Here is a 24,054-nt window from a genome sequence, read left to right on the forward strand (position 1 = left end):
ACTTCTGATTGATGATAGTCCTGATCTTGAAGGTTATTTCCCCCTCGTCAACCCCAGAGAGGAGCTTTCCTATGAAGACCGTTTTGATCACCGGCTGTTCGTCCGGCTACGGCCTCGCGACCGCCCGCCACTTCCGTGCCCAGGGGTGGAAGGTGATCGCCACCATGCGCACCCCGCGGGAGGACATTCTGCCTGCCTCAGAACGCCTGCTGGTGCTGCCGCTCGACGTCACCAAGCCCGAGAGCATAGCGGCGACGCTCGAGCGCAGCGGGCCGATCGACGTGCTCGTCAACAATGCCGGCATCGGCGTGGTCGGCGCTTTCGAGGCGACGCCAATGGCCCATGTGCGCAAAGTGTTCGAGACCAACACGTTTGGCGTGATGGCGATGACCCAGGCGGTGATCCCGCAGTTTCGCGCCCGCAGATCGGGCGTGATCGTCAACGTCACCTCCAGCGTCACGCTCACGCCGATGCCGCTGGCAGCCGCCTACACGGCCAGCAAAATGGCCATCGAAGGTTTCACCGGCTCGCTCGCCCACGAGCTTCAAGCCTTCGGTGTCAGCGTCAAACTGGTGGAGCCTGGTTACGCACCGACCACCCGCTTCGCTGAGAATACCGACGTGCGCGTCGAGGACCTGATCCCCGAGGCCTATGCGGCCTTCGCGCAACCGATCTTCGCCGGATTTGCGAAGCCGGCGCTGGTGACGAAGGAAACGGACGTTGCTGAGGCCGTGTGGGAGGCCGCCAATGATGTCTCAGGACAATTGCGTTTCCCGGCCGGCGCCGACGCCGTGGCCTTGGCACGCGCCGGCTGAGAGCGGAAGCAAATTACGCAGCAAAATCAAACGAGCGGCGCCCACAAGCGCCGTTCGCTTTGCTATTGGCACTCTGGGGAATTTTTCTTTCTTTAGGCATTTAATTGATATATTATTTCCAAAGAAAGGATTTATCCATGCCTGCCCCTGACCTCTCGCCCTCCGCATCGCCAAAAGCCGGCGGCGTCATCACCCGGGCCGTCGTCCGGGCGGCGGATCAACTGGATGTCACCGCCCGTGTCCTGGCGCTCGTCATCGGTGTCAGCGAGGCGACGGTGTCGCGCATGAAACGGGGCGAGTTCGGGCTTGAACCCGGCACGAAACCCTTCGAGCTGGCCGTCCTCTTCGTGCGCCTGTTTCGTTCGCTCGATTCCATCGTCGGCGGCGACACGCAGGTGGCCGCGCGCTGGCTGGCCAATCCCAACACCGCGCTCGACGCCCGGCCGATCGACAAAGTGCAAACCATCAGCGGACTCCTCGATGTCATCGCCTATCTGGACGCGCGTCGCGCTCTCGTCTGAGTTTCGCAGCTTCGACGGTGTATGCTGGCGGCTTGTCGAGGCGCAGCACCGCGTCTCCACGCTGAAGCTGACCGATACGCTTGCCGAGCAGGCTCTGCTTGAGGATTTGATCGAAGCGACCAAGCCGGCAATCCCGCCGGAATGCCGGCACCTCGACTTCCTGTTGGCGACACCCTTCCGCTATGGCGCCCTCTATCCCCGCGGCTCGCGCTTCCGGCGCGCCGGGCGCACGCCCGGCCTTTATTATGCATCCGAAAGCGCCACGACGGCGGTTGCCGAGATGGCTTTCTACCGCCTCCTGTTCTTCGCCGAGTCGCCGGCCACGCCCTGGCCCTCCAATGCCGCCGAATACACCGCGTTTTCCGCCGGCATCTCAACGGCCCGTCTTCTCGATCTCACCAGCGCGCCGCTGTCGGCCGACGCTGCGATCTGGATCGATCCCATCGATTACGCTGGCTGTCAGGCCTTCGCCGATGCCGCGAGAACAGCCGATGCGGATGTGATCCGCTACCAGTCGGTGCGCGATCCCGCCCGAGGTTCCAATCTGGCGATCCTGACGTGCCGGACATTTTCTCAAACCGCGCCGGTCAGCCGCCAGACTTGGCGGATTCGTCTGAACACATCAGGCATCCAAGCTCTGTGCGAGTTTCCGCAACAGGCGCTGGAATTTCCGCGCGACGCCTTCGCGGCCGATCGACGGATTGCCACTCTGAATTGGGAGCGCAAACGCGCTTAAGCAAGATCACGTTTCTTCCGAAACGTGATCTTGCAAAGGCTCATGCGTGGCATTGCACCTCTGGCATCAAGCTTGTTGCGGCTGCGCCATCGATCTGCGCACCCCCAGCGCCAGCCACACGCCGAGCGTCGCCGCCAGACCGCCGATCAAGAACACGCTCGAATAACCGGAATAATCCGCCAGCACGCCCACCACCGGCCCGGTCGCACCATAGGCAAGATCCTGGAAGGCGGCGAAGCCACCGACCGCCGTGCCGCGCAGATGCGGCGGCACTTGCTTGACGACTTCCGAGCCCATCGACGGAAACACCATCGAACAGCCAAGCCCAGTCAGCAGGGCACCGACGAGCGCCAGCTCCGGCCCAGGCGCCAGCCACAGCAGATACTGGCCGCAGGCTTCCACCGCGAGCGAGACGGCGGCGACGCGGGTGCCGCCGATGCGATCGGGCAAGTGGCCCCAGAGCAAACGCATGCCGACGAAACCGACGCCGAAAAAGGTGAGGCCGAGCCCGGCATAAGGCCAGCCGTGGCTCATCACATAGAGCGCGAAGAACGCGCCGAGTGCCGCGAAGCCGACGCCTTGCAGGCCAACGGCGGCACCGGCGCGCCAGATGCGGCCGATGATCCGCCAGAAGGGTTCGCGCTGGCCCGCTTGCAGCGCCACCGCCGGCAGCCAATGGATGCCGATCAGCCCGACCAGCGGCAGAGCCGTGCACACCATCATGAGACCGGAAAAACCGATGTGGTCAAGCAAAGCCAGGCCCAGTGGGCCACCAGCCGCGAAGGCGCCATACATGCCCATGCCGACGAGCGAGAGCACCTGGCCCGAGCGCCCATGACCCATGAGACCGATGGCCCAACCGACCATGGCCACCATGGCGAAGCTTTCACCCAGGCCCAGCAGCAGCCGCCCAGCGATCAGCACCGCGTAACGACCGGCGACCGGCAGTTGCGGCAAGCCGGCGAGCAAGCAGATCAGGCCGGCGATCGCATAGAGGACGAGGCCGCGCTGCATGACGAGCTTGCCGCCGAGTTTGTCAGTGAACGCGCCGGCCTGGCCGCGCGTGACGATCGTCGAGAGAAAGGCAATGCCGACCGCGAGGCCGCCATAGGCATTGCTCAGATTGAGATCGTTGACGACGTAGAGCGACACCGCCGGCAGCGACATCGCCACCGCTAGGTAAGAGAGAAACAACGCCCCCGTCAGAACGAGAACGTGACGATAGGCAAGATCAGGATGAACAATCGCAGACATGTCTGCACACTCCAGATGGACATCGATGGAGTGCGCCGGATGCAAGCCAACGCACTGCCGAACGAGGTCGGTCAATGCGTTGGTTGACGTGAACGCTTACGGCTGCGGGGCAGCGGTGAACTTGTGAGAGGCGATCAGCCGAGCCGAGATCAACCAAGCCGCATGGACAGCTCGACATCCCCGCCAAAAGCCGTCGACATATAGCCCCTGCCGGGCGCACGCACGTGCTTGAGATAATCGGGACAATAGTCGGCATTGTCGGCGACGATGAAGGCGCCGGGCCTGAGGCGGCTTTCCACCAGGCTCAACACATCGGGATAAAGCGCCTTGGCGCCATCGAGCAGCAGGAGGTCGATCGTCGCGGGGAGATCGACACTCAGCGTTTGCAGCGCATCGCCTTCACGGATTTCGACCAGATCGATGAGGCCGCCGGCGCTGAGATTGTCGCGCGCGCGGGCGATCTTCGAGGGTTCGAACTCGCTGGTGATCAGGCGGCCACCACCGTTGTCGCGCAGCGCCGCCGCCAGATGCAGAGTCGAAATGCCAAACGACGTGCCGAATTCGACGATCGAACGCGCCCGCGCGCCACGGGCCAGCATGTAGAGCAGCGCGCCCGTCTCGCGCGACACCGGCAGCGGCAAGTCCTTCAGCCGGCCGTAAAGATCGAGATAGTCGGTTTTGCTGCGCATGAGGCGCGCCCGCTCTTCCGACGAAAGGTCGCTCACGAAGGCGCTCATCGCCGGCTGCGCTGCGTCAGCTTCGCTGAACAGCCGGTCGAGCAGCGGGGCCAGCGGCGTGGTGGTCAGGGTGGTCATAAGAAGGTCTCCGGGGCGGCCCGAACAGGGCCTTGCGTCGACGAAGAAAATACGAATAATCCTTCAGGTTTTCCATTCGCATTGCCGCGCCCGTCCCATGACCGACCGCCCAAGCACTTCTATTTCCTCGCGAAAATCACCCAAGCAGGCCCGCTCGGCCGATCTCATCTCCGCCGTTCTCGAAGCGGCTGTTCAGGTTTTGACGAGCGAAGGCGCGCAGCGTTTCACCACCACCCGCGTGGCCGAAAAGGCCGGCGTCAGCGTCGGCTCGCTCTACCAATATTTCCCCAACAAGGCGGCGATCCTCTTCCGCCTGCAAAGCGACGAATGGCGCCAGACCAGCGACCTGCTGCGCGCGATTCTCGAAGACACCGGCAAGCCGCCACCGGCGCGGCTGCGCGCCCTCGTCCATGCCTTCATCCGCTCGGAATGCGAAGAGGCCGCCATCCGCGGCGCGCTCGATGATGCCGCACCGCTCTATCGCGACGCGCCGGAAGCGCGCGAAGCCAAGGAGAGAGGCGCGCGCACGATGCAAGATTTCATGCGCGAAGCCCTGCCCCAACAGCCGGACGCCAAACGCATTCTCGTCGCCGACGTGATCACCACGACATTGAGCGCGGTGGGCAAGCAATTCTCCTCAAGCCCGCGCGCGGCTGAGGAAATCGAAACCTACGCCGAGGCGGTGGCCGATATGCTGTGTGCTTATCTCAAGGATCTCGGGTGATCACGCCTGCCTGGTCTTGCGCGGCGAGCCTATCGATAGTCTCAGTCAACATTCAACCGGACGATATTGAAAGCGACGACAGATGGACGGTGTTCGAAACTACGAGCAACTCTACGCTTCTCTCGATCAAGAAAATGACCTGTCCAAACTCGTTTTTTTGAAAATCCTGTTGCAGAGAGCGTCGCTCCTCATTGAGCACTCTGGGGACGATGACGCGAAACGTTGCATTCGAACGTACAACCTATTCTTGCAAAAGCAGCTTCTATCACCGGCAGATTTGGATGAGGCAAAAGAGAATTTTCTAAACTATGGAGATGAGGACAGTTTGCAGCCACCGCATCTGGAATATTATTATGCGATGCCGCTCCTCTTGGCTGCAGGTGACGTCTGCGCTTCTCGACACGAAAAACCTCTATGAGATTGACGTCCGCGAAGTCTCCGAACATCTGACGTCCCATGCCGCCAGCAACACGCCGTTTCGTCTGCTGTCCGAACTTCTCCATGGCCCAGCATGGCCCAAGGCTTATCGCTGAAGTTAATCGCCGCAGCCGGACCGCTATCACACTCGCCCGATCTTGTGCCTATTGACGAGAGACGCCGCCAGTTCCTCGAACAGCAGATCGAGCTGCCCCGCCAGCATATCCATGCCGCCGATATTGCGCAGCCCGCGCGCCGCAGCGCGTTGTTGCAAACGAGACGGCGACGGTTCGGCGATTACATCGGCGACGAAAGCGTCGGCATTCGCCTGCGCCAGATCGAACGGCGATAGATCGTCTTCGTTGAGGCCCAGCGCCGTCGCATTGATGAGAAGGTCATAGTCGCCAAGCGTGCCGGGCGGCCTGCGTAGGGCCATGGTGCCGGTGCGAACGGCAAGATCGATGGCTTTCTCATAAGCCGGATCGTAGATGTCGAGCGCGGCGATGCCCGCAGCCGAAAGCGCCGCCGCAATGCCTTTGCCAGCGCCGCCGGCCCCCGCCATGAAGCCGCGCCGTCCTTTTGGATCGAAGCCGGCCACGTGCATCGCGCGCACCATGCCGACGCCATCGGTCATCGCACCACGCCACTGGCCGTCGTCACCGCGCGTAACGAGATTGGCCGCGCCGGCGATTTCAGCCTGCGCGTCGAGATAAGCGCAATGTTTGATCGCTTGCGCCTTGAAGGGAACCGTGACGATCACGCCGGCCACGTCATCGCGGCCGAGCAGTGCCGAAAAGGTGGCGTCGAAATCATCCAACGGCAGTTCGACGGGAACCACTTCAAGATCGATGCCCGCCGCCGCATAGCGCGGATTGAGCAAAGCCGGCGCCTTCACCTGCACGACCGGATTGCCGACGATGGGCGCCAACATGAGGTTCTCCATTCGAGCCGCCCTCGCGGCTTCCCCTGCATGTGCGCCTTTACAGTATACCCGTCAACAACACGTCTTCATGCGCGCCAAGAATGCCGGACCGATGCGCGACACCGCGCATCGATCCGATCGGATGAATTATTTGTAGGTCATCGTGCTGACGGCGCAGACGTCGACATTCTTGTTGATGACTTCATCGCCATCCGAGAACACGGCCTTGAAGTCGAATCGGCAACCGCCGCTGCCATCGTCGATATCGACAGGCTGCGTTTCGCCGGGCTCCACTGAATCACCGCCGAGGATGTTTTCTTCCCAGCTGTTCTTGTTCACACGCGATGCATAGAACTCTTTCAGCGTCTTCTTCGTGTTGTTGATGATGTCGACATTCCGGTCAGCGGCGGCAGCCGGAAGCGAAGTCATAAAAAGGCCGGCCACAAGGCCAGCCATGAGAGCAGTACGTACGATCATAGTCTTTCCCAGCCCACTATAGTTCGAGAAGCGACACACCGATTTAAGATGTGGCGCGACTCCGCTGGTAGCAGAAGCGCTTGCACGAACAAGCGACATCCGCTCTTCGTGAACAGAAGTCGCGACGAAGCGATGAAAAAAGAAACGCCCGTCGCAAAACGACTGAAAACAGCCCGCAACTTGTCGTGCCACGTATCAACTCAATCGAAGAAAATTTATCGAGCGACGAGCGATCGTCCTATCGAAGAAGCACACGCCGAACGGAAATTGAGATGATATGTCTCGCTGTCCCGTTCGCGGCTTCCTCAGCGATACACACCGGCGATCGCCAGGAAATCTTTCGCCAGAAGACTGGCGCCGCCGATGAGCGCGCCGTCGACATTCTTCACCGCCATCAGCTCGGCGGCGTTCGCAGGCTTCACCGAACCACCATAGAGAATGCGCACGGCCTCCCCCTGCTCGCGCAGCGCCGCGATCAACCGTTCGCGAATGAAGCCATGCACCTCGGCCACATCGTGCGGCGTCGGCGTCAGGCCGCTGCCGATGGCCCAGACGGGCTCATAGGCGATGACGAGAGTGGCGGCGGTCGCACCATCAGGCAGGGAGCCGGCAAGCTGCGTGCCGACCACATCAAGCGTCTTGCCCGCTTCGCGCTCGGCCTGGGTCTCGCCGACGCAGACGATGGCGGTGAGGCCGGCCCGCAGCGCCGCTTCGGCCTTGGCCTTCACCACCGCATCGCTCTCGCCATGGTCGGCGCGACGCTCGGAATGGCCGACGATCACATGATCGGCGCCGGCATCCCGTAACATTTCGGCGGAAATGTCTCCTGTATGGGCGCCCGAGGGCGCCCAATGGCAATCCTGGCCGCCGATTCTCAAGGGAGACCCCGCCGTCTGGGCCACGGCGGCGGCCACCAGGGTTGCCGGCGGGCAGATCAGCAGCTCGGCTCCGGCTGTCTCGGAACCCGTTGCAATGGCAGCGATTTCGGCCAGGGACGCCCGCAGACCGTTCATTTTCCAGTTTCCCGCGACGAGCGGGCGGCGGCTGTGGCGCATTGACACTCCCAGTTACACGCAATTCCCCTTTATCTGCCGGGGTTAGCAGAGCCTCCAAGCTATGCAAAGCGCGCCGGGGCAGGTATGTGAACCGCTGCCCCGAAGCAAATCACCTTCGCCAGAAACGTGATTTGCCCTCGGTCTTTGTTTGGACGCGTCTTTGCGCTTTGCAAAACGCTCTGGCGCCGCGACAGGAGGCGGCGCCCGTTGGTCTGGAAGGGTGACAATGCTCGAAGGTATGCGGCGGATGACCCAGAATTGGGTCGGCAAAGCCATCATGACGTTGATGTTCGGCATTCTGATCATCAGCTTCGCCATTTGGGGCATTGCCGACATTTTCAAAGGATTCGGCCAGAACCGCGTCGCTCAGGTCGGCAGCCAGGAAATCAGCCTGGACGCCTATCGCTCCGCTTATCAGACCCAGCTCACCAATCTGCAGCGCCAGACACGCCAGTCGATCACCAGCGACCAGGCCCGCGCCGCGGGCCTCGACCGGCTCGTGCTGCAACGGCTGATCGCCGAAGCGGCGCTCGACCAGAAAGCCAAGTCGATGGGCCTGGCGCTCGCCGACAGCGACATCGCCGCCTCGATCGTCGGCGATCCGAACTTTGTCGGCCCCACCGGCAAGTTCGACCGCGCCCGTTTCAACGACGCCTTGCGTGAAGCCGGCTATCCCAACGAGCAGCGCTTCATTCAAGAGCAGGCCCGCGTCTATCTGCGCCAGCAGATCGCCGACTCCCTGACTGCCAATCTGAAACTGCCGAAGGCGATGCGCGAAGCCATCCATCGCTATCGCGCCGAAACGCGCAGCGTCGAATATTTCCGCCTGCCGGAAAAAGCCGCCGGCGAGATCAAGGCACCGACCGACGAGCAGTTGCAGAGCTTCTATGACGCGCGCAAGCTTGCCTTCCGCGCTCCCGAATATCGCTCCTTCACCGTGCTCGCGATCACGCCGTCGAGCGTCGCCGATGCGTCGAAAATCTCCGATGCCGACGCGACCGCCTATTACGACCGCATTAAGGCCGAACGCTACACCACCGCCGAGACCCGCGAAGTGCAGCAGATCGTCTTCCCCGACGAGAAGGCGGCGCAGGAAGCCAGCGACAAGATCAAGGCCGGCACGACCTTCGATGCGATCGCCCAGGAACGCAAACTGTCCGACAAGGACATTGCGCTCGGCACCCTGACGCAACGAGATTTCGTCGACGCGGCCGTCGGCAAGGCCGCCTATGCCCTGCCGGAAGGCGGCGTGAGCGAGCCGATCAAGGGCGATTTCGGCGCCGTGCTCGTGCGCGTCGTCAAGATCAACGCCCAGGCGGTGAAGCCCTTCGCCGAAGTGGCCGAGGAAGTGAAGAACCAGCTCGCCGCCACACGCGCCCGTGACGAAGTCTCGAGCCTGCGCGACAAGATCGAGGATGAACGCACCGCCGGTAAGTCGATCGGCGATGCTGCCCAGGCATTGAAGCTGAAGGCCATCACCGTCGATGCGGTTGATGCCAACGGGCGCGGCCGCGACGGCCAGCCGATCACCGACATTCCCGAGCGCGATCAGGTGCTGCGCGCCGTCTTCGCTTCCGACATCGGCATGGACAACGACGTGCTGACCACCAAGGACAATGGCTATGTCTGGTTCGAGGTGAAGGCGATCGATCCGGCGCGCGAGCGCACGCTGGCCGAAGTGCGCGAACAGGTGACCAAAAGCTGGCGCGAGGACGAAATCGTCCGCATCCTGCAGGAAAAAGCCGGTGAGATCGTCAAGCGCCTGCAAGGCGGCGCGAGCTTCGAAGCTGAGGCCAAGGAACTCGGCGTCCCCGACGAACTCGCCAATGACGTGAAGCGCACCGGCTCGGAGAAACTGTCGCCGGCCGTGGTGGCGCGCGTCTTCTCCGTCGCCAACGGCTCAATCGCCTCGGTCGCCGATGGTCTCGATCGCGTCATCTTCAAGGTCGTTGATTCCATCACGCCGCCGCTCGATGCCGACGACGACAACATCAAGGCGGTCGAGGACAGGCTGAAGCCGGCGCTCGCCGAAGACATCCTGGCGCAATATGTGACGCGACTGCAAAGCGACATGGGTGTTTCGATCAACGAAGCGGCCGTTCGCATGGCGGTTGGCGGCGGCGACAACAACTAAGCGGCACACTCATGTCGGCGATCACCTACGAGGATTTCGCGCAGGCGTTTGGCGCCGGAAAGAGCGTTTTGGTCGCGACCACGTTGATCGCCGACCTGGAAACGCCGGTCTCGGCCTTCCTGAAGCTGACGGCTGGCCGCGACGGCAATGTCTTCCTGCTCGAATCCGTCGAAGGCGGCGCCTCGCGCGGCCGCTATTCGATGATCGGCCTCGATCCCGACATCATCTGGCGGGCGCAGGGCGATGCCTGCGAGATCAATCGCCGCGCGCTTTCCGATCGCGACCACTTCGAGCCGATGCAGCAGAAGCCGCTCGACGGCCTGCGCGCGCTGATCGCGGAATCGCAGATCGATCTGCCGGGCGACCTCCCGCCGATGGCCGCCGGCGTCTTCGGCTATCTCGGCTATGACATGGTGCGGCAGATGGAGCGGCTGGCGCCGGCCAAGCCCGATCCGATCGGCGTGCCAGACGCGGTGATGATCCGCCCTACTTTGATGGTGGTGTTCGACACGGTGCGCGACGAAATCTCCATCGTCACGCCGGTGCGCCCGCAACAGGGCGTCAACGCCCGCGCCGCCTGGGAAAGCGCGCAGACCCGGCTCGACAGCGTGGTGGCGCTGCTCGAAGGCCCCCTCACCCACGCACCGCCAGCGGCCGATCCGCATCTCCTGGCGCAGCCCGCCACCTCCAACACGCCGGAAGCGCGCTATCTCGAAATGGTCGAGCGCGCCAAGGAATATATCCGCGCCGGCGACATCTTTCAGGTGGTGCTGTCGCAACGCTTCACCGGCCCGTTCGAACTGCCGGCCTTCTCGCTCTATCGCGCGTTGCGCCGCGTCAATCCGGCGCCCTTCCTCTGCTATCTCGATTTCGGCGGCTTCCAGATCGTCTGCTCGAGTCCGGAAATCCTGGTGCGCGTGCGCGACGGCAAGGTGACCATTCGCCCGATCGCCGGCACCCGCTGGCGCGGCAAGACGCCGGCTGAGGATGAGGCTCTGGCGCAGGAACTCTTGGCCGATCCGAAGGAACGCGCCGAACATCTCATGCTGCTCGATCTCGGCCGCAACGATGTCGGCCGCGTCTCGCAGATCGGCACCGTCGAAGTCACCGACCGTTTCTTCGTCGAACGCTACAGCCATGTCATGCACATCGTGTCCAATGTCGAGGGCAAGCTCGACCCGCAGCACGACATCATCACAGCGCTCTCCGCCGGCTTCCCGGCCGGCACCGTCTCCGGTGCGCCAAAGGTGCGCGCCATGGAAATCATCGACGAGCTGGAAGTCGACAAGCGCGGCATCTATGCCGGCTGCATCGGCTATTTCGGTGCATCGGGCGAGATGGACACCTGCATCGTGCTGCGCACGGCCGTCATCAAGGATGGCCAGATGCACGCGCAATCAGGCGCCGGCATCGTCTATGACTCGGTGGCGGCGAGCGAGCACCGCGAATGCATCAACAAGGCGCAGGCCTTGTTTCGCGCGGCGGAAGAAGCCGTGCGCTTCGCGACCAGTGCGCGGCGCGGGCAGTAGTCCTGATAAAATTTCATGAGAACCACGGACTGAACGCTGACAAATAATAGGGGCGAAAGCTATGGCTCAAAACCAGCAGGCAGCTCCCCGTGTATCCGCCCTAATAATGGCAGCATTCAACCAAAGCTATCATCTACACCAAGATGTGCTCAAAGCTTGGATAGACATTTCATTCTCTATAGGCGGCACGTTACCAAGATCGTCTCTAACGATGACGATTCAAAGACTTGGCCGCCTTGATACTCTTATTAGAGCGATCGAAGATGAGAGATATGAAGATCCATGGATGGCAGAGCCTCACACTTCATTAGCGGAACAGTGGATAGGTGACGCTTACGCCGTAACTCACACTATTAAGTCAAAGAAGCTCAATCTTCAGCCAGAAGGCTTTTCGGAGCTTGCCCATGATCTCCGCATACTCCGTGTTCAACTAGAGAAGCATGAAATAGCAACCGGAGCAGCAACCAAACAACCAATCGAACTTGAGATTATTGGATCAAATGAACAAGAAATTTACGACGCCTCAGATCCAGACCGAAAGCATGCAATCATAACCGCTCACGGACTAACCAAACGACATTCAATTTGTTGGCTTGTTATAGACGCCGCTTCTACAGAATCATCGCGCTGGATTGAACGACGCGAATTATCTGAGCGTTTCCTTCGTCTCTGGAAAAAAAATTAGCCGTGCGAGACAGGCGCTTCCGACAGGGCACGCTCGACAAACACCATATCGTCGACGCGCCGGCCATATTCGTCACACGCCTCGACATCGATCCGCTGCGGCGCCAGGCCTGCACCAAAAGGCAGTCGCGCATGCCACAGGTGTTCGCAAGGCTCGGCCTTAACCCAGGAATGTTTGTCGACATGCGGATCGGCGAATAAAGCTTCGACGAAGGGATCGGCACGGCGCACTTTTGTCATTTCAACCCGCGTCGCGCCGCTCACCGCCAGCATGGTTGAACGCGGGCCACCGTCGAACAGATTGGCGAAAACATCGACATAGTCGTCCATAACGGCCGCGTGTATGCGCAACCGCTCTTCGGCCGCCGGCGCATGAAACGTCGTCGCATAATCGTTCTCGCTGACCGAAAGCCGATGATAACCGGCGGGGCAGCCATCGCAGCCCATGGCGAGCGGCGTACCACGGAAATCGTTCGGCCCGCTCCACCACGAGCCCGAGACCGCCGCCAGCACGTGATGATGATGCGATGCGCCGGAAAATTGCGGCAGATAGCCATGCTCGGTCGTGTGCATATGGCCGGAAAAACTGACGGCATTGCGACCGTCGAGCAGGCGCAGCAGATCCAGTGCATCGGCTGTGTTGTCGCGAATGCTCGACGGGTTCCAGGCGGTGGCCAGCGGGATATGCATGCTGAAAACAACAAGCCGTTCGCGCGGCCAGTGCTGCAGAAGATTGCGCACGAAAGCGAGCTGCCGCGACCCGATCGCGCCACGATAACCGCCCGCCGAACCATCAGGCCGCGCGCCCTCGTATTCGACATTGTCGAGCACCACAAACAGCGCCGGGCCATAGTGAAACGCGTAATGGCTCGGCCCATATTTCTGCCGGAACGTGCGCCGCGCGCCGACTGCCGTCGTCGCGTCGTAATCGAGATCGTGATTGCCGCCAGCATTCCACCAGGTCACGCCCACCTGCCCGATGGTGCGGTTCAGACGGTCGAGCAGGCTGAGATTGTCGCCGCAGATGTCGCCGAGCGTCAGACCGAAAGCCGGCCGATGCCGTGCCGCGTCACGCACCGCGCCGTCACGGATATGATCGATGTGGCGATGGCTCTCCGGCTGGGGATCGGCAAATAGAGCGACATCGAACCGCTGCGGCTCTTCCCAGGCCCGCAGCCTGAAATCGGTGCGCCCAACTGAAGCGCTATAGGGGCGATAGTGTTGCGGCAGGCCGGTCACGGGATCGCGCGCCACCTGATAATGCGCCGGCTTGATGACGAAGAGCGTGCCGTCGTCGGCCTCGGGCAGGACATAGCGGCCGTCCGGGTCGGTGGCGACGATATCGACGCCGTTCGAGACCAAAACCCCAGCCAGACCCAGATTGCGATCGCCGTCGAGCACCCGCCCGCTGGCCCAATGGCCCGCGGCCGCCGCCACTTGAACCGTCCCCACTTGGGCCGGCGCCGCGCCAGACAGGGCCGATGCGCTGGCCAAGGCCGCGCTCGAAAGGAGGAGGTCGCGCCGCGTCGTCACGAAAAGTCCGGTCCGGTCGAACATGGCGGTGGCATGCGCCGATTCGCTGACAGCCGATTGACGGAGCGTTGACGGGCCAGCGACAGCCAGATCACAGGAGAATGACGGCTAAACCACCCTGCCCGCGCCAAAAAAGGCCAGATGGGCGTTTCAAACGGCCGGCTTGACCTTGCCCCTGCCAAAGTCGAAAAGAACGCCGGAAACAGGGGCCGACATGCCTTCCGTCACGCTGATCGACAATTACGACAGTTTCACCTGGAACCTGGTGCATTACCTGGGCTCCCTCGGCGCGTCCGTGACCGTTCATCGCAACGATCAGGTCTCCGTCGCCGCCGTCATGGCGGCCCACCCCGACGCATTAGTCCTGTCACCCGGCCCCTGCACGCCGCGCGAGGCCGGCATCTGCCTCGATCTGGTGGCGGCCGCGGCTGAAACCGTGCCGTTGCTCGGCGTCTGCCTCGGCCATCAGAGCATCGGCGAAGCCTTCGGCGGCGACGTCGTGCGCGCGCCGATCCCGATCCACGGCAAGCTGTCGCAGGTCACCCATGGCGGCACCGGCCTGTTTCGCGGCATCAACGGGCCCTTCCAGGCGACGCGCTATCATTCGCTGGTGGTGCAGGCCGATACCCTGCCCGACGTCCTCGAAGCCACCGCCTGGACCGACAATCTGATCATGGCGCTGCAACACCGCAGCCTGCCGATCCATGGTGTGCAATTTCATCCGGAGAGCATTCTCTCCGACCATGGTCATCTCATCTTGAAGAATTTTCTCGACATGGCGCACGACTGGAATGCGCGCCGCGCGGCGGGGGCCGCGACGAAACGGACAAGCGGAGCTGCGTGAATGGAGTCCTTCAAGCCGATCCTCGCCAAAGTGGCTGCGGGCGCCAGCCTGACAAGGCCGGAAGCCGAGGCTGCCTTCGACAATCTGCTGTCGGGAGAAGTCACGCCGGCGCAGATGGGCGCATTCCTGATGGCTTTGCGCGTACGTGGCGAGACCGTCGATGAATTCACCGGCGCGACGGCAGCGATGCGCAGCAAGATGCTGCGCGTGAGCGCGCCCGAGGGCGCCATCGATATCGTCGGCACCGGCGGCGACGGCTCGGGCTCCTACAATGTTTCGACGCTGGCCTCGCTCATCGTCGCCGCCTGCGGCATACCGGTCGCCAAGCACGGCAACCGTGCGCTGTCCTCGCGCTCGGGCGCCAGCGACGTGCTCGGCGCGCTCGGCGTCGCCGTCGGCCAGAAGCCGGAGCAGATCGAAGCGTCGCTCCAGAGTGTCGGCATCGGCTTCATGATGGCCCCAAGCCACCATGCCGCCACGCGCCATGTCGCGCCCGTGCGCGTTGAACTCGGCACCCGCACGATCTTCAACATTCTCGGCCCGCTCTCCAATCCAGCCTCGGTCAAGCGGCAGCTCGTCGGCGCTTTCTCCGTCGATCTGTTGCGGCCGATGGCGGAAGTGTTGCGCAATCTCGGCTCCGACAGCGCTTGGTTCGTCCATGGCTCCGACGGTCTCGACGAAATCACCACCACCGGCCCAACCCGCGTCGTGGCGCTTGCCAACGGCAAGATCGAGAGCTTCGACATCGCGCCAGAGGATGCCGGCCTGAAACGTGCCAATCCTGCCGATCTCAAGGGCGGCGATCCCGAACACAATGCCCAGGCGCTGCGTGACGTGCTTGACGGCAAGGCCTCGGCCTATCGCGATATCGCGCTGATGAATGCCGCTGCCGCCCTGATCGTTGCCGGAAAAGCCAAGGAACTCAAGGAAGGCGTCGCCATTGCCAGCAAAGCCATCGCCGATGGCAGGGCGAAGGCCACGCTTGCCAAACTGATCGAAGTGACCAATCGTCCAGTATAGTGGGAGCAGGAAGCGCGCGAATGTCCGACATTCTGCAGAAGATCGAAGCCTATAAGCGTCGCGAAATCGCCGAGGCGAAGGTCCGCATGCCGCTGCCCGCTCTGGAGCGGATCATCGAGCAGCGCTCCCCGACGCGTGGCTTCGTCCATGCGCTCGAAACCAAGATCAGCGCCGGCGATTTCGGCCTGATCGCCGAAGTGAAAAAGGCGAGCCCGTCGAAGGGGCTCATTCGCGCCGATTTCGATCCGCCGAAGCTCGCCAAGGCTTACGAGCATGGCGGCGCTGCCTGTCTCTCGGTGCTCACCGACGAACCCTCGTTCCAGGGCAAGCCTGAATTCCTCACCGCCGCGCGCGATGCGACTTTGCTACCGGCGTTGCGCAAGGATTTCCTCTACGATCCCTATCAGGTCTATGAAGCGCGCGCCTGGGGCGCCGACTGCATCTTGATCATCATGGCGGGTGTCGACGACGAAACCGCTAAGGCGCTCAACAAGGCCGCTCACGATCTGCATCTCGACGTCCTGATCGAAGTGCACAGCGAGGAAGAGCTGCGCCGTGCCCTGCCGCTGGAAACGCGCCTCATCGGCATCAACAATCGCGATCTGCACAGTTTCAAGACGACGTTGGAAGTCAGCGAGAAGCTGGCGCCCTTCGTGCCGAAGGATCGCATCATCGTCGGCGAAAGCGGCATCGGCTCGCATGAAGACTGCGTGCGCCTGAGCCAAGCCGGCATCAACGCCTTCCTCGTCGGCGAAAGCCTGATGCGCCACGCCGACGTCAGCAAGGCCACGCACGATCTGCTGCATGGCGAACTGGTGCGTCGCCCCGCATGAGCAAGCTCACCCATATCGCCGCTTCCGGCGAAGCGCATATGGTCGATGTGTCCGATAAAGACGCGACACACCGTGTCGCGGTGGCCGAAGGCCGTGTGGTGATGAAGCCGGAAACCCTGGCCCTAGTCATCGCCGGCGATGCCAAGAAAGGCGACGTGCTCGGCACCGCGCGTATCGCGGGCATCATGGCCGCCAAGCGCACCCATGAATTGATCCCGCTCTGCCACCCCCTGAACCTCACCAGCATCAAGGTCGATCTGACGACCGACGAGAGCCTGCCGGGCGTGCGCGTACGCGCCACGGCGAAGGTCAGCGGCCAGACCGGCGTTGAAATGGAAGCGCTGACCGCCGTCAGCGTCGCCTGCCTCACGGTCTATGATATGGTGAAGGCCGTCGATCGCTTCATGCGCATCGAAGGCATCGGCATGGTCGAGAAATCCGGCGGCAAATCCGGCCATTGGAAACGCGAGGCATAAAGTGGCGAAGGAACCGATGCTGTCGGTCGACGAAGCGCTGGGGCGTCTGCTGGCGAGCGCGGAACGGCCGCGCCTCAGCGAAACGGTTCCCCTCGCCCAAGCACATGGTCGCCGGCTCGCCCATCCCCTCGCCGCCCGCCGCACCCAGCCGCCCGCCAATCTCTCCGCCATGGACGGCTATGCGGTGCGCGCCGCCGACATCGCCACAATCCCCTCGAAGCTGAAACTGATCGGCACCAGCTCCGCCGGCCACGGCTTCGACGGTGCCATCGCCCCCGGCGAAACCGTGCGCATCTTCACCGGCGCGCGCGTGCCTGAAGGTGCCGACACCATCCTCATCCAGGAGGATGCGGAGGCTGACGGCGACACCGTCACCGCGAAATTCAGCGAGCCGCTCGGCCGCCATGTGCGCGGCGCCGGCCTCGACTTCAAGGAAGGCGACGTTCTGCTCGAAGCCGGCCGCCTGATGGGCCCGGCCGAACTGGCGCTCGCCGCCGCCATGAACCATGCGAGCCTTGATGTCGTGCGCAAGCCGCTCGTCGCCATTCTGGCGACTGGCGATGAATTGCTGCCGCCCGGCAGCGCGCCCGGCCCGGACCAAATCATCGCCTCCAACAATTTCGCCGTCGGCGCCTATCTGCGCCAGGCCGGCGCCGATGTGCTCGATCTCGGCATCGCCGGTGATAATTTCACCGCGCTTGAAGCCGCCATCCGCCGCGCCCGCGATGCCAAGGCCGACGTGCTCGTCACCCTGGGCGGCGCCTCCGTCGGCGATCACGATCTGGTGCAATCGGCGCTGAAGCGCGAGGGCATGGAACTCGGCTTTTGGCGCATCGCCATGCGTCCCGGCAAGCCCTTCATGCATGGCCGCATCGACGACATGCTGATCGCCGGCCTGCCCGGCAATCCCGTGTCAGCCATCGTCTGCTGCGTGCTCTTCGTGCTGCCGATGATCCGCGCGCTCTGCGGTGACAGCACGGCCGGACATGATCCCACCATCGCTGCCGTGCTCGGCGAAGACGTGCCGGCCAATGACGTGCGCCAGGACTATCTGCGCGCCCGCCTGCGCCACGACAGCGACGGCCTGCCCGTCGCCACGTCGTTCAAACGGCAAGACTCCTCCATGCTCGGCATTCTCGCAGAGGCGCAAGGCCTGATCGTCCGCCTGCCCCATGCGCCGCCGGCCAAGAAGGGCGATCCCTGCCGCGTCGTGCCATTAGATCAATATGGGTTTGGCCGCGCCAGCATCCTAGCGGGCTAAAAGCGTTACGCGGCGCGGGCCTGTACGACCTGCGTCAGCACATCCATGAAATGCTGCTGAAATGGCGTCGGCAACCATGATGCCCGGCTGGTCAGGCCGACATAGCGCGGCTCATGCGGCACCGGCAAACCATCCAATGCTTGAAGGTCGGCTGACTCGTCGGACTCGATATGCCAGCGGGACAGCACCGCGAGCCGGTCGCTCGAACGCACCATGGCGACGACCGTCGGTAGCCAATTACTATAAATCTGCGATGGCGGCGACAGTTTCCAGCGTTGCACAAGAGCGTCCAGCACTTCGCGGCGCAGGCCTTCTGTCGGAAATATGAAATCGCATTTCGACAGGTCCTTCGCCTTGATGCGCTTCAAGGGGGCGAGCGGATGGCCGCGACGACAGACGACGATGTAGGGGTCCTTCTGCAAGGGCATTTCAGCGAGATCGGCAAACGGCGGCGGCGCCCGCAAGGCGCCGAAAATGACATCGATGGAGCCATTGCGAAGCCGTACCACCAGTTCCTCATAGGAACCTTCGACGATCTCAACCGTCTGCCGAGGCGCGAAGCGTAGCGCTTCATCGAGCGCCTCGGCGAGGATCAGCCGCGGCGACAGGACGAGCGCACCGATCCGCAAGTTTCGCTGTCCTGTCGGCCCGCGCCCGATCTCTTCCAGCGCCGATCCGATTTCCTGTCCCGCCAACACCAGATGACGCGCGAACTCATGTCCGGCTTCGGTGAAGATGACACGGCCCCCGAGCGGCCGGACCAATTTGGTGGCCAGCAGTTTCTCCAATTCGCGCACGGGCCGCAGCAGGGATTGCTGCGACACGTCGAGCGAACGGCTCGCCGCCATGCTGTCCCCCTCATGCCAGAGCGCCAGGATGGCGCGATATTGCGTGCCGCTCATCTTCGACACGATGGCCTGCCTGCGCCGTGTCGACGTGCCGTCGGCGAGCAGGCTTTCGACAGCCTCACTGATTTTTTCCAGACAGCGTTCGGCACGCTTGGCGAAAATGGAACCGGTCCCGGTCAACGCCGTGCCCGTCGTTCCCCGCACCACCAGCTTGATGCCGAGATCGGCCTCGAGCTGGTTGATCAGATAGGTCATCGCCGGCTGGCTGATGCGCAAGGTCGTCGCCGCCATGACAAGCGACCCCGAACGGGCCACCTCGTGAAAGGCCCGCAGACGCCGAAGGTCCGGAATATGTTCCAAGAGATCGTCCAATTCGAAATTATGTGGCGTATTTTTTATATCGGAAATAATGCTTTTGATAAGCGTTTCAGCACATATTGGCGCAATGTCCTCTCCCATGGCCCAAGGTCGATAGCTGAAATTATAGGGCCTAATGGAGCTAGGGAGACCCATATGACGCTGCTCGCCAGCACCCTCCGGACGGCACTCGGCACGAGCCTTCTCGTCAGCCTCGCGGCCGCTTCAGCCTCGGCACAGCCGGCGAGCCAGTTCTTTCAAGGCAAGACGATCACCATCGCAGTGGGTGCCGCCGCAGGCGGCGGGCTCGACACTTATGCGCGTCTTCTGGCGCGCCATCTCACCGCGCGCATTCCCGGCGCCGCCAATGTGGTGGTCTCGAACATGCCTGGCGCCGGTGGCCAGATCGTGGCCCGTCATTTGATGTTTCGCGCGCCCAAGGACGGCACGACGATCGGCACCTTCTTTCCCAGCGTTCTCATCGATGCGCTGCTGGCACCTGGCGCCAACGCCCTCGATGCCAGCAAGTTCAGCTTCATCGGCAACGCCAAGGTCGAAGCCTCCGTCTGTATGCTGCGCAAAGATGCCAGCGTGAAGACCATCGAGGACCTGCTGACCCAGGAACTGACCATCGGCGGCACCACACGTGGCAGCCAGGTGGTGGATTTCCCCACCGTTGAGCGCAATCTTCTCGGCGTGAAATTCAAACTCATTCCCGGCTATCAAGGCACGCGCGAAGTCGGCGGCGCCATCGAGAAGAATGAGGTGCAAGGCATCTGCGGCATCGGCTGGTCGACGCTGAAGGTGCAATATCCCGGCCTGCTGACCGGCGACAGCTTCGCGCGCATCTTCGTGCAGGAAGACATGAAGGGTGATCCTGAATTGAACGCTGTCGGCGTTCCCCTCATGTCAGCCCTCGCCAAGACCGATATCCAGCGCCAGGTGCTGACCATCCTCTATGCGCAGAACGATCTGAGCCGCCCTTATGTGGCGCCCCCGGAAGTGCCCGCCGACCGGCTCGAAATTCTGCAGAAGGCGTTTCTCGATGCGCTGGCCAGCCCCGAATTGAAGGCCGACGCCGACAAGATGCGCATCGACGTTTCCGGCATGTCGGGCGCCGACATGCGCGCCTATGTCCAGCGCCTCTATGCTGCGCCCCCGGAAGTCCTCAAGGCGCTCGGCAGCGCCTTCGGCCAATAGCCCCTCAGACGTAAGAGGTTCGATATGAAATTTCGCAGCGCATTTCTGGCGACGATGCTGTGCTTGACCGGCACGGCCTCCCAAGCGGCCGATCCCATCGCTTTGCGCGACATGGGTTCCTTCCATGTCGGCGGACGGATCGCCGAACTCTCCGGCCTGCCCGTGCAGGACATCGTTCGTGTTCCCGGCGGCCCGACCTCCAAGCTCGACCCGAACGGCCGCTACCCGGTCGAGCAGATGTATGTGCAATATTTCCTGGTGCAGAACCGCAAGGGCAAATGGCCGTTGCTGATGTGGCACGGCGGCGGGCTCACCGGCGTCACCTATGAGACGACGCCCGACGGCCGCGAAGGCTGGCGCGACATGTTCATCCGCAAGGGCTGGGACGTTTATATCAGCGATGCCGTGGAGCGCGGCCGCTCCAGCTTCGCCTCCCCAGATATCTGGAAATCACAACCCGTCTTCCTCACCCAGACCGATCCGTGGGAGCGCTTCCGCATCGGCCCCGGCGCCGGCTCCTTCGATGCCGATCCGGCCAAGCGCAAACTGCTGCCCGGCAACCAGTTCCCGATCGAAGCCTTTGATGCTTTCACCAAACAGATCGTGCCGCGCTGGCTTTCGACCGACGATGCGGTTCTGGCCGGCTATGTCGCCTTGATCGACAAGGTCTGCCCCTGTGTTCTCCTCACCCACAGCCAGGGCGGCATGTTCGGCTTTAAGGCGGCGGAAGCGCGTCCCGACAAGATCAAGGGCATCGTCTCCGTTGAGGCAGCCAGTGCCGGCAATCTCGACAAGGCGCCGCTCCTGAAATCAATCCCGATCCTCGGCGTCTTCGGCGACTATATCGAGCAGGATTCGCGCTGGGTCGCCTATCGCAAAAGCGACTTCGCCTATTTCGATGCGATCAAGGCAGCCGGCGGCAGCGTCGATCTCATCGATCTCCCGAAAATCGGCATCACGGGCAATTCCCACATGATGATGATGGATAAGAACAATCGCGAGATTGCCGAACAGATATCGAAATGGCTAATCAGCAAGGAACTCGCCGATCCATGATTTGCTCGGCCCGCCCATAAATGGAATCCGCCATGACGGTTGCACAGCCCTTCGTCGACTGCCACGCGCATGTCTATACGAGATCAATGCCAGTGAGCGCCACGGCCTGGCATATCCCGCCAGCCGATGCGCCGATCGAAGACTATATCGCGACGCTTGATCGCCATGGCGTGCATTTCGCCGTGCTCGCCGCCGCCAGCATCTATGGCGACTATAACGATTATCAACTGGACGCCGTGCGCCACTACAAGCGTCTGCGCACCACGGTGATCGTTTCGCCCGATATCGATCTTTATGCCATGCGGCGGATGAAGGAGGATGGCGTCGTCGGCATCCGCCTTCAGTTCCGCAACGTCAAAACGCCGCCTGATCTGACGAGCTACGAATATCGCCGGCTGATGCGCCGCGTCGCCGATCTCGACTGGCATATTCAACTGCACGACGAAGGCGCGCGCCTGCCCGATCACATCGCCAAGATCGAGGCCTCCGGCGCCAAGCTGGTCATCGATCATTTTGGCCGCCCGACCCCTAGCCTTGGCATCAATTCGGCGGGCTTTCAGGCCGTCCTGCGGTCGCTGGAGAGCGGCAACACCTGGGTGAAGGTCTCCGCCGCCTTCCGCGTCGAGCCTCCGCAGGATTGCCCGCTGTTTGCGTCCACCCTGCTCCAACATGCCGGCCCCGAACGCCTGCTGTGGGGCAGCGATTGGCCGTTCGCCGCCTTCGAGGACAAGGTGACCTACGCCCAAACCCTCGAACGCTATGCAGCCCATTTCCCCGATGAAGCAGTCCGGCGCGCCATGGACCTGACCGCACTAAAACTCTTCTTCAATTGATCAGAGGACCCAGGTGACGCGCATCCATCGTCGAGACATCACGGTAAAGACCATGGACCAGGTCACGATCGCTGTGCGTGAAGTCCGTGGCGAGGAAACCAGAGACACCCCGATCCTGCTGATGCACGGAACCCGCGTGCCGGGGATAAGCGAATTCGATCTTCCCGTCGAAAACGGATCGGTGGCCGAGGCATTGGCGCGCGCCGGACACGACAGTTTTATTCCGGATGCCCGTGGTTTTGGCCGTTCCGATCGCCCAGCCGCCATGGCACAACCATCAAGCGCCTCACGCCCGCTGGCGCGCTGCCTTGAAATCACCCGCGACGTCGATGCCACGGTCAATGCCATGCGCGAAACTTGCGGCGTCGAGAAGGTCGCTTTGCTCGGCTGGGGCGTCGGCGCGACGCTCATCCTCATGTATGCCGCACTTTGGCCCGAAAAGGTCAGCCATCTCATTCTCTATAATCCGCTCTATGGCGGCTCGTCCGAACATGCGCGCTATCGCGGCGCGCAGCTCGCCGATCCCGCCAATCCCCGGCGTTTCCATGCGGAAAAATTCGGCGGCTACAATTTCAACACGCTCGATCACCTGCTCGAGAAATGGGACACGTCCATCCCGATCGCCAATAAGGACGACTGGCGTGACCCGGCTGTCGCCAAGGCTTTCGTGCAAGCCCTCAGCGATGGCGACCCCACGACATTAAGCCGCGATCCGCCGACGTTCCGCAGTCCCAACGGCATGCTGGAAGACAGTTTCTATATCGGCATCGGCGAAAAGCTCGTTCACGCCAATCAGGTCTTCTGCAAAGTCCTGATCATTCGCGGCGAGCTGGACTATTTTTCCCGTGTCGAGGATGTGGAGGAATTGCAGCGCGATCTTGTCAATGCGCAAGAAGTTCGCCGCTGGGAACCGAAGAACGCGACACATTATGTGCTGCTCGATCGACCGGAGCGCGGCCGCGATGCCACGCTTGCGCAGATCGTCGATTTCTTGAAACAATGAAGCGGACGGCAACATGTGCCGTCCGCCGAAATCAAAGGTTAAGCCGTCTAGTCGATGATCTCCACCACACGGCGGGTGCGCGGATCGACGAGGACGACGTGATCGTTCACGACGGTGTAGCGATAGTCCCGCACGCCATATTCAGGCGGCACATCATAATATTCGATGCCTTCGGAAGGCAGCACGACGCCATCGCGCAACTCCTCACGATAGACATAAGACGGCCGCCTTTGCGTGACCACATATTCACGGAAGCGCGGACGCTGATCGCCATTGATTAAGCCGGCGACACCACCTGCAACGCCGCCGACCACACCACCAACAACCGCGCCCACCGGGCCTGCGGCTCTATCGCCTTGACGGGCACCGCTTTCCGCGCCGCCGACAACGCCTTGCGCATTGGCAACGACAGGAAAGGCAAGCGCCACAAGGACAACTGTTGCCACTAGATGCTTCGTATTCATGGTCGTTCTCTCACGTTGCCGCAAACCATATGTCTGCGGTTGAGCGCCCCGGCATGAAACCAACGTCGCGCGTCGGGATGGGTTCCCAGCACTTTTACCCGGTTAAGTTGCAGTGGGTGGCGGCTGTTCCGGCGGTGCCGGTGGCGGTGGTTGCACGGGTGGTGATGGCGGTTCCGTATCGGGCTCGCGCCGTCCCGGCTGAATGCGATCGGGATCCGTCAGCGGTCTTTCAATAGGCGATGG

General features: G+C 62.5%; 25 protein-coding genes. 17 read left to right on the top strand and 8 right to left on the bottom strand.

Annotated elements, in window-relative coordinates; translation table 11 throughout:
• The first annotated feature begins 71 nt into the window (after window positions 1–71).
• The 3 genes from OIM99_RS16325 to OIM99_RS16335 all read left to right on the top strand — a co-directional run bounded on the left by OIM99_RS16325 (window position 72) and on the right by OIM99_RS16335 (window position 2,072).
• Entirely contained in the window at window positions 72–815 is a 744-nt protein-coding gene (locus OIM99_RS16325) for an SDR family oxidoreductase (RefSeq protein ID WP_311851498.1), read from the top strand.
• Between the two features lie 137 nt (window positions 816–952).
• On the top strand, window positions 953–1,336 hold the full coding sequence (locus tag OIM99_RS16330; RefSeq protein WP_311851499.1) for an MbcA/ParS/Xre antitoxin family protein: 384 nt from the start codon (window positions 953–955) through the stop codon (window positions 1,334–1,336).
• Window positions 1,296–2,072 carry an RES family NAD+ phosphorylase gene (locus OIM99_RS16335; protein WP_311851500.1) on the top strand — a complete coding sequence of 259 codons (777 nt, stop codon included), beginning with the start codon at window positions 1,296–1,298 and terminating at the stop codon, window positions 2,070–2,072. Before OIM99_RS16330 ends, OIM99_RS16335 begins: the two co-directional genes overlap by 41 nt.
• 66 nt (window positions 2,073–2,138) lie before the next feature.
• Here the strand turns inward: OIM99_RS16335 and OIM99_RS16340 are convergent, their stop codons facing one another.
• Both OIM99_RS16340 and OIM99_RS16345 read right to left on the bottom strand, forming a co-directional pair.
• Window positions 2,139–3,326 carry an MFS transporter gene (locus OIM99_RS16340; RefSeq protein WP_311851501.1) on the bottom strand — a complete coding sequence of 396 codons (1,188 nt, stop codon included), beginning with the start codon at window positions 3,324–3,326 and terminating at the stop codon, window positions 2,139–2,141.
• A 149-nt stretch (window positions 3,327–3,475) separates the two neighbouring features.
• Entirely contained in the window at window positions 3,476–4,141 is a 666-nt protein-coding gene (locus OIM99_RS16345) for a class I SAM-dependent methyltransferase (protein ID WP_311851502.1), read from the bottom strand.
• A gap of 97 nt (window positions 4,142–4,238) precedes the next feature.
• Between OIM99_RS16345 and OIM99_RS16350 the strand changes: the two genes are divergently transcribed.
• Window positions 4,239–4,865, top strand: a complete 627-nt coding sequence (locus OIM99_RS16350) for a TetR family transcriptional regulator (protein ID WP_311851503.1) — start codon at window positions 4,239–4,241, stop codon at window positions 4,863–4,865.
• Between the two features lie 82 nt (window positions 4,866–4,947).
• Entirely contained in the window at window positions 4,948–5,283 is a 336-nt protein-coding gene (locus OIM99_RS16355; RefSeq protein WP_311851504.1) for a hypothetical protein, read from the top strand.
• A 141-nt stretch (window positions 5,284–5,424) separates the two neighbouring features.
• Here OIM99_RS16355 and OIM99_RS16360 read toward each other — a convergent pair whose 3' ends face one another.
• From OIM99_RS16360 to tpiA, 3 genes are all read right to left on the bottom strand, one after another.
• On the bottom strand, window positions 5,425–6,213 hold the full coding sequence (locus tag OIM99_RS16360) for a hypothetical protein (RefSeq protein WP_311851505.1): 789 nt from the start codon (window positions 6,211–6,213) through the stop codon (window positions 5,425–5,427).
• Between the two features lie 138 nt (window positions 6,214–6,351).
• Window positions 6,352–6,873 (bottom strand): hypothetical protein, encoded by a 522-nt coding sequence (locus tag OIM99_RS16365; RefSeq protein WP_311851506.1) that lies wholly within the window; start codon window positions 6,871–6,873, stop codon window positions 6,352–6,354.
• Between the two features lie 113 nt (window positions 6,874–6,986).
• The gene (tpiA, locus tag OIM99_RS16370) at window positions 6,987–7,736 is read right to left on the bottom strand and encodes a triose-phosphate isomerase (RefSeq protein ID WP_311851507.1); all 750 of its coding nucleotides are present in this window, start codon (window positions 7,734–7,736) and stop codon (window positions 6,987–6,989) included.
• Window positions 7,737–7,962: 226 nt separating this feature from the next.
• On the opposite strand from tpiA, the gene OIM99_RS16375 reads away from it, so the two are divergent.
• The 3 genes from OIM99_RS16375 to OIM99_RS16385 all read left to right on the top strand — a co-directional run bounded on the left by OIM99_RS16375 (window position 7,963) and on the right by OIM99_RS16385 (window position 12,084).
• A complete protein-coding gene (locus OIM99_RS16375; RefSeq protein ID WP_311851508.1) occupies window positions 7,963–9,870 on the top strand; it encodes a SurA N-terminal domain-containing protein in 1,908 nt (635 codons plus the stop codon).
• Window positions 9,871–9,881: 11 nt separating this feature from the next.
• Window positions 9,882–11,399 carry an anthranilate synthase component I gene (gene trpE / locus OIM99_RS16380; protein WP_311851509.1) on the top strand — a complete coding sequence of 506 codons (1,518 nt, stop codon included), beginning with the start codon at window positions 9,882–9,884 and terminating at the stop codon, window positions 11,397–11,399.
• Between the two features lie 61 nt (window positions 11,400–11,460).
• Window positions 11,461–12,084 carry a hypothetical protein gene (locus tag OIM99_RS16385; RefSeq protein WP_311851510.1) on the top strand — a complete coding sequence of 208 codons (624 nt, stop codon included), beginning with the start codon at window positions 11,461–11,463 and terminating at the stop codon, window positions 12,082–12,084.
• Here the strand turns inward: OIM99_RS16385 and OIM99_RS16390 are convergent.
• On the bottom strand, window positions 12,081–13,640 hold the full coding sequence (locus OIM99_RS16390) for a calcineurin-like phosphoesterase family protein (RefSeq protein WP_311851511.1): 1,560 nt from the start codon (window positions 13,638–13,640) through the stop codon (window positions 12,081–12,083). The two genes, OIM99_RS16385 and OIM99_RS16390, sit on opposite strands and share 4 nt — an antisense overlap.
• A gap of 190 nt (window positions 13,641–13,830) precedes the next feature.
• Here OIM99_RS16390 and OIM99_RS16395 point away from each other — a divergent pair, with 190 nt between their 5' ends.
• The 5 genes from OIM99_RS16395 to glp are packed head-to-tail and all read left to right on the top strand — an operon-like array spanning window position 13,831 to window position 18,050.
• Complete coding sequence (locus OIM99_RS16395; protein ID WP_311851512.1) at window positions 13,831–14,460, top strand: aminodeoxychorismate/anthranilate synthase component II; 630 nt, start codon at window positions 13,831–13,833, stop codon at window positions 14,458–14,460.
• The gene (trpD, locus tag OIM99_RS16400; RefSeq protein ID WP_311851513.1) at window positions 14,461–15,480 is read left to right on the top strand and encodes an anthranilate phosphoribosyltransferase; all 1,020 of its coding nucleotides are present in this window, start codon (window positions 14,461–14,463) and stop codon (window positions 15,478–15,480) included.
• A 20-nt stretch (window positions 15,481–15,500) separates the two neighbouring features.
• Window positions 15,501–16,313, top strand: a complete 813-nt coding sequence (gene trpC / locus OIM99_RS16405; protein WP_311851514.1) for an indole-3-glycerol phosphate synthase TrpC — start codon at window positions 15,501–15,503, stop codon at window positions 16,311–16,313.
• Window positions 16,310–16,789, top strand: a complete 480-nt coding sequence (moaC, locus tag OIM99_RS16410) for a cyclic pyranopterin monophosphate synthase MoaC (RefSeq protein WP_311851515.1) — start codon at window positions 16,310–16,312, stop codon at window positions 16,787–16,789. The genes trpC and moaC overlap by 4 nt, the downstream gene beginning before the upstream one ends.
• A 16-nt stretch (window positions 16,790–16,805) precedes the next feature.
• Window positions 16,806–18,050, top strand: coding sequence for a gephyrin-like molybdotransferase Glp (gene glp, locus OIM99_RS16415; protein WP_311852274.1), 1,245 nt, complete (start codon window positions 16,806–16,808; stop codon window positions 18,048–18,050).
• 5 nt (window positions 18,051–18,055) lie between these two features.
• On the opposite strand, the gene OIM99_RS16420 is transcribed toward glp, so the two are convergent.
• The gene (locus tag OIM99_RS16420) at window positions 18,056–19,258 is read right to left on the bottom strand and encodes a LysR substrate-binding domain-containing protein (protein ID WP_311851516.1); all 1,203 of its coding nucleotides are present in this window, start codon (window positions 19,256–19,258) and stop codon (window positions 18,056–18,058) included.
• Window positions 19,259–19,411: 153 nt separating this feature from the next.
• Here OIM99_RS16420 and OIM99_RS16425 point away from each other — a divergent pair, with 153 nt between their 5' ends.
• The 4 genes from OIM99_RS16425 to OIM99_RS16440 are packed head-to-tail and all read left to right on the top strand — an operon-like array spanning window position 19,412 to window position 23,347.
• Window positions 19,412–20,455: a tripartite tricarboxylate transporter substrate-binding protein gene (locus tag OIM99_RS16425; protein WP_311851517.1), complete on the top strand. Its 1,044-nt coding sequence runs from the start codon at window positions 19,412–19,414 to the stop codon at window positions 20,453–20,455.
• A 24-nt stretch (window positions 20,456–20,479) separates the two neighbouring features.
• Window positions 20,480–21,511 carry an esterase gene (locus OIM99_RS16430; RefSeq protein WP_311851518.1) on the top strand — a complete coding sequence of 344 codons (1,032 nt, stop codon included), beginning with the start codon at window positions 20,480–20,482 and terminating at the stop codon, window positions 21,509–21,511.
• Between the two features lie 32 nt (window positions 21,512–21,543).
• Window positions 21,544–22,344, top strand: coding sequence for an amidohydrolase family protein (locus OIM99_RS16435; protein WP_311851519.1), 801 nt, complete (start codon window positions 21,544–21,546; stop codon window positions 22,342–22,344).
• 52 nt (window positions 22,345–22,396) lie between these two features.
• Window positions 22,397–23,347 carry an alpha/beta hydrolase gene (locus OIM99_RS16440; RefSeq protein ID WP_311851520.1) on the top strand — a complete coding sequence of 317 codons (951 nt, stop codon included), beginning with the start codon at window positions 22,397–22,399 and terminating at the stop codon, window positions 23,345–23,347.
• Between the two features lie 47 nt (window positions 23,348–23,394).
• On the opposite strand, the gene OIM99_RS16445 is transcribed toward OIM99_RS16440, so the two are convergent.
• Window positions 23,395–23,811, bottom strand: coding sequence for a DUF1236 domain-containing protein (locus tag OIM99_RS16445; RefSeq protein WP_311851522.1), 417 nt, complete (start codon window positions 23,809–23,811; stop codon window positions 23,395–23,397).
• Window positions 23,812–24,054: the final 243 nt, after the last annotated feature.

This window comes from Methylocella sp. CPCC 101449 (assembly GCF_031921685.1).
In the GTDB taxonomy this organism is placed as follows: Bacteria; Pseudomonadota; Alphaproteobacteria; order Rhizobiales; family Beijerinckiaceae; genus Terripilifer.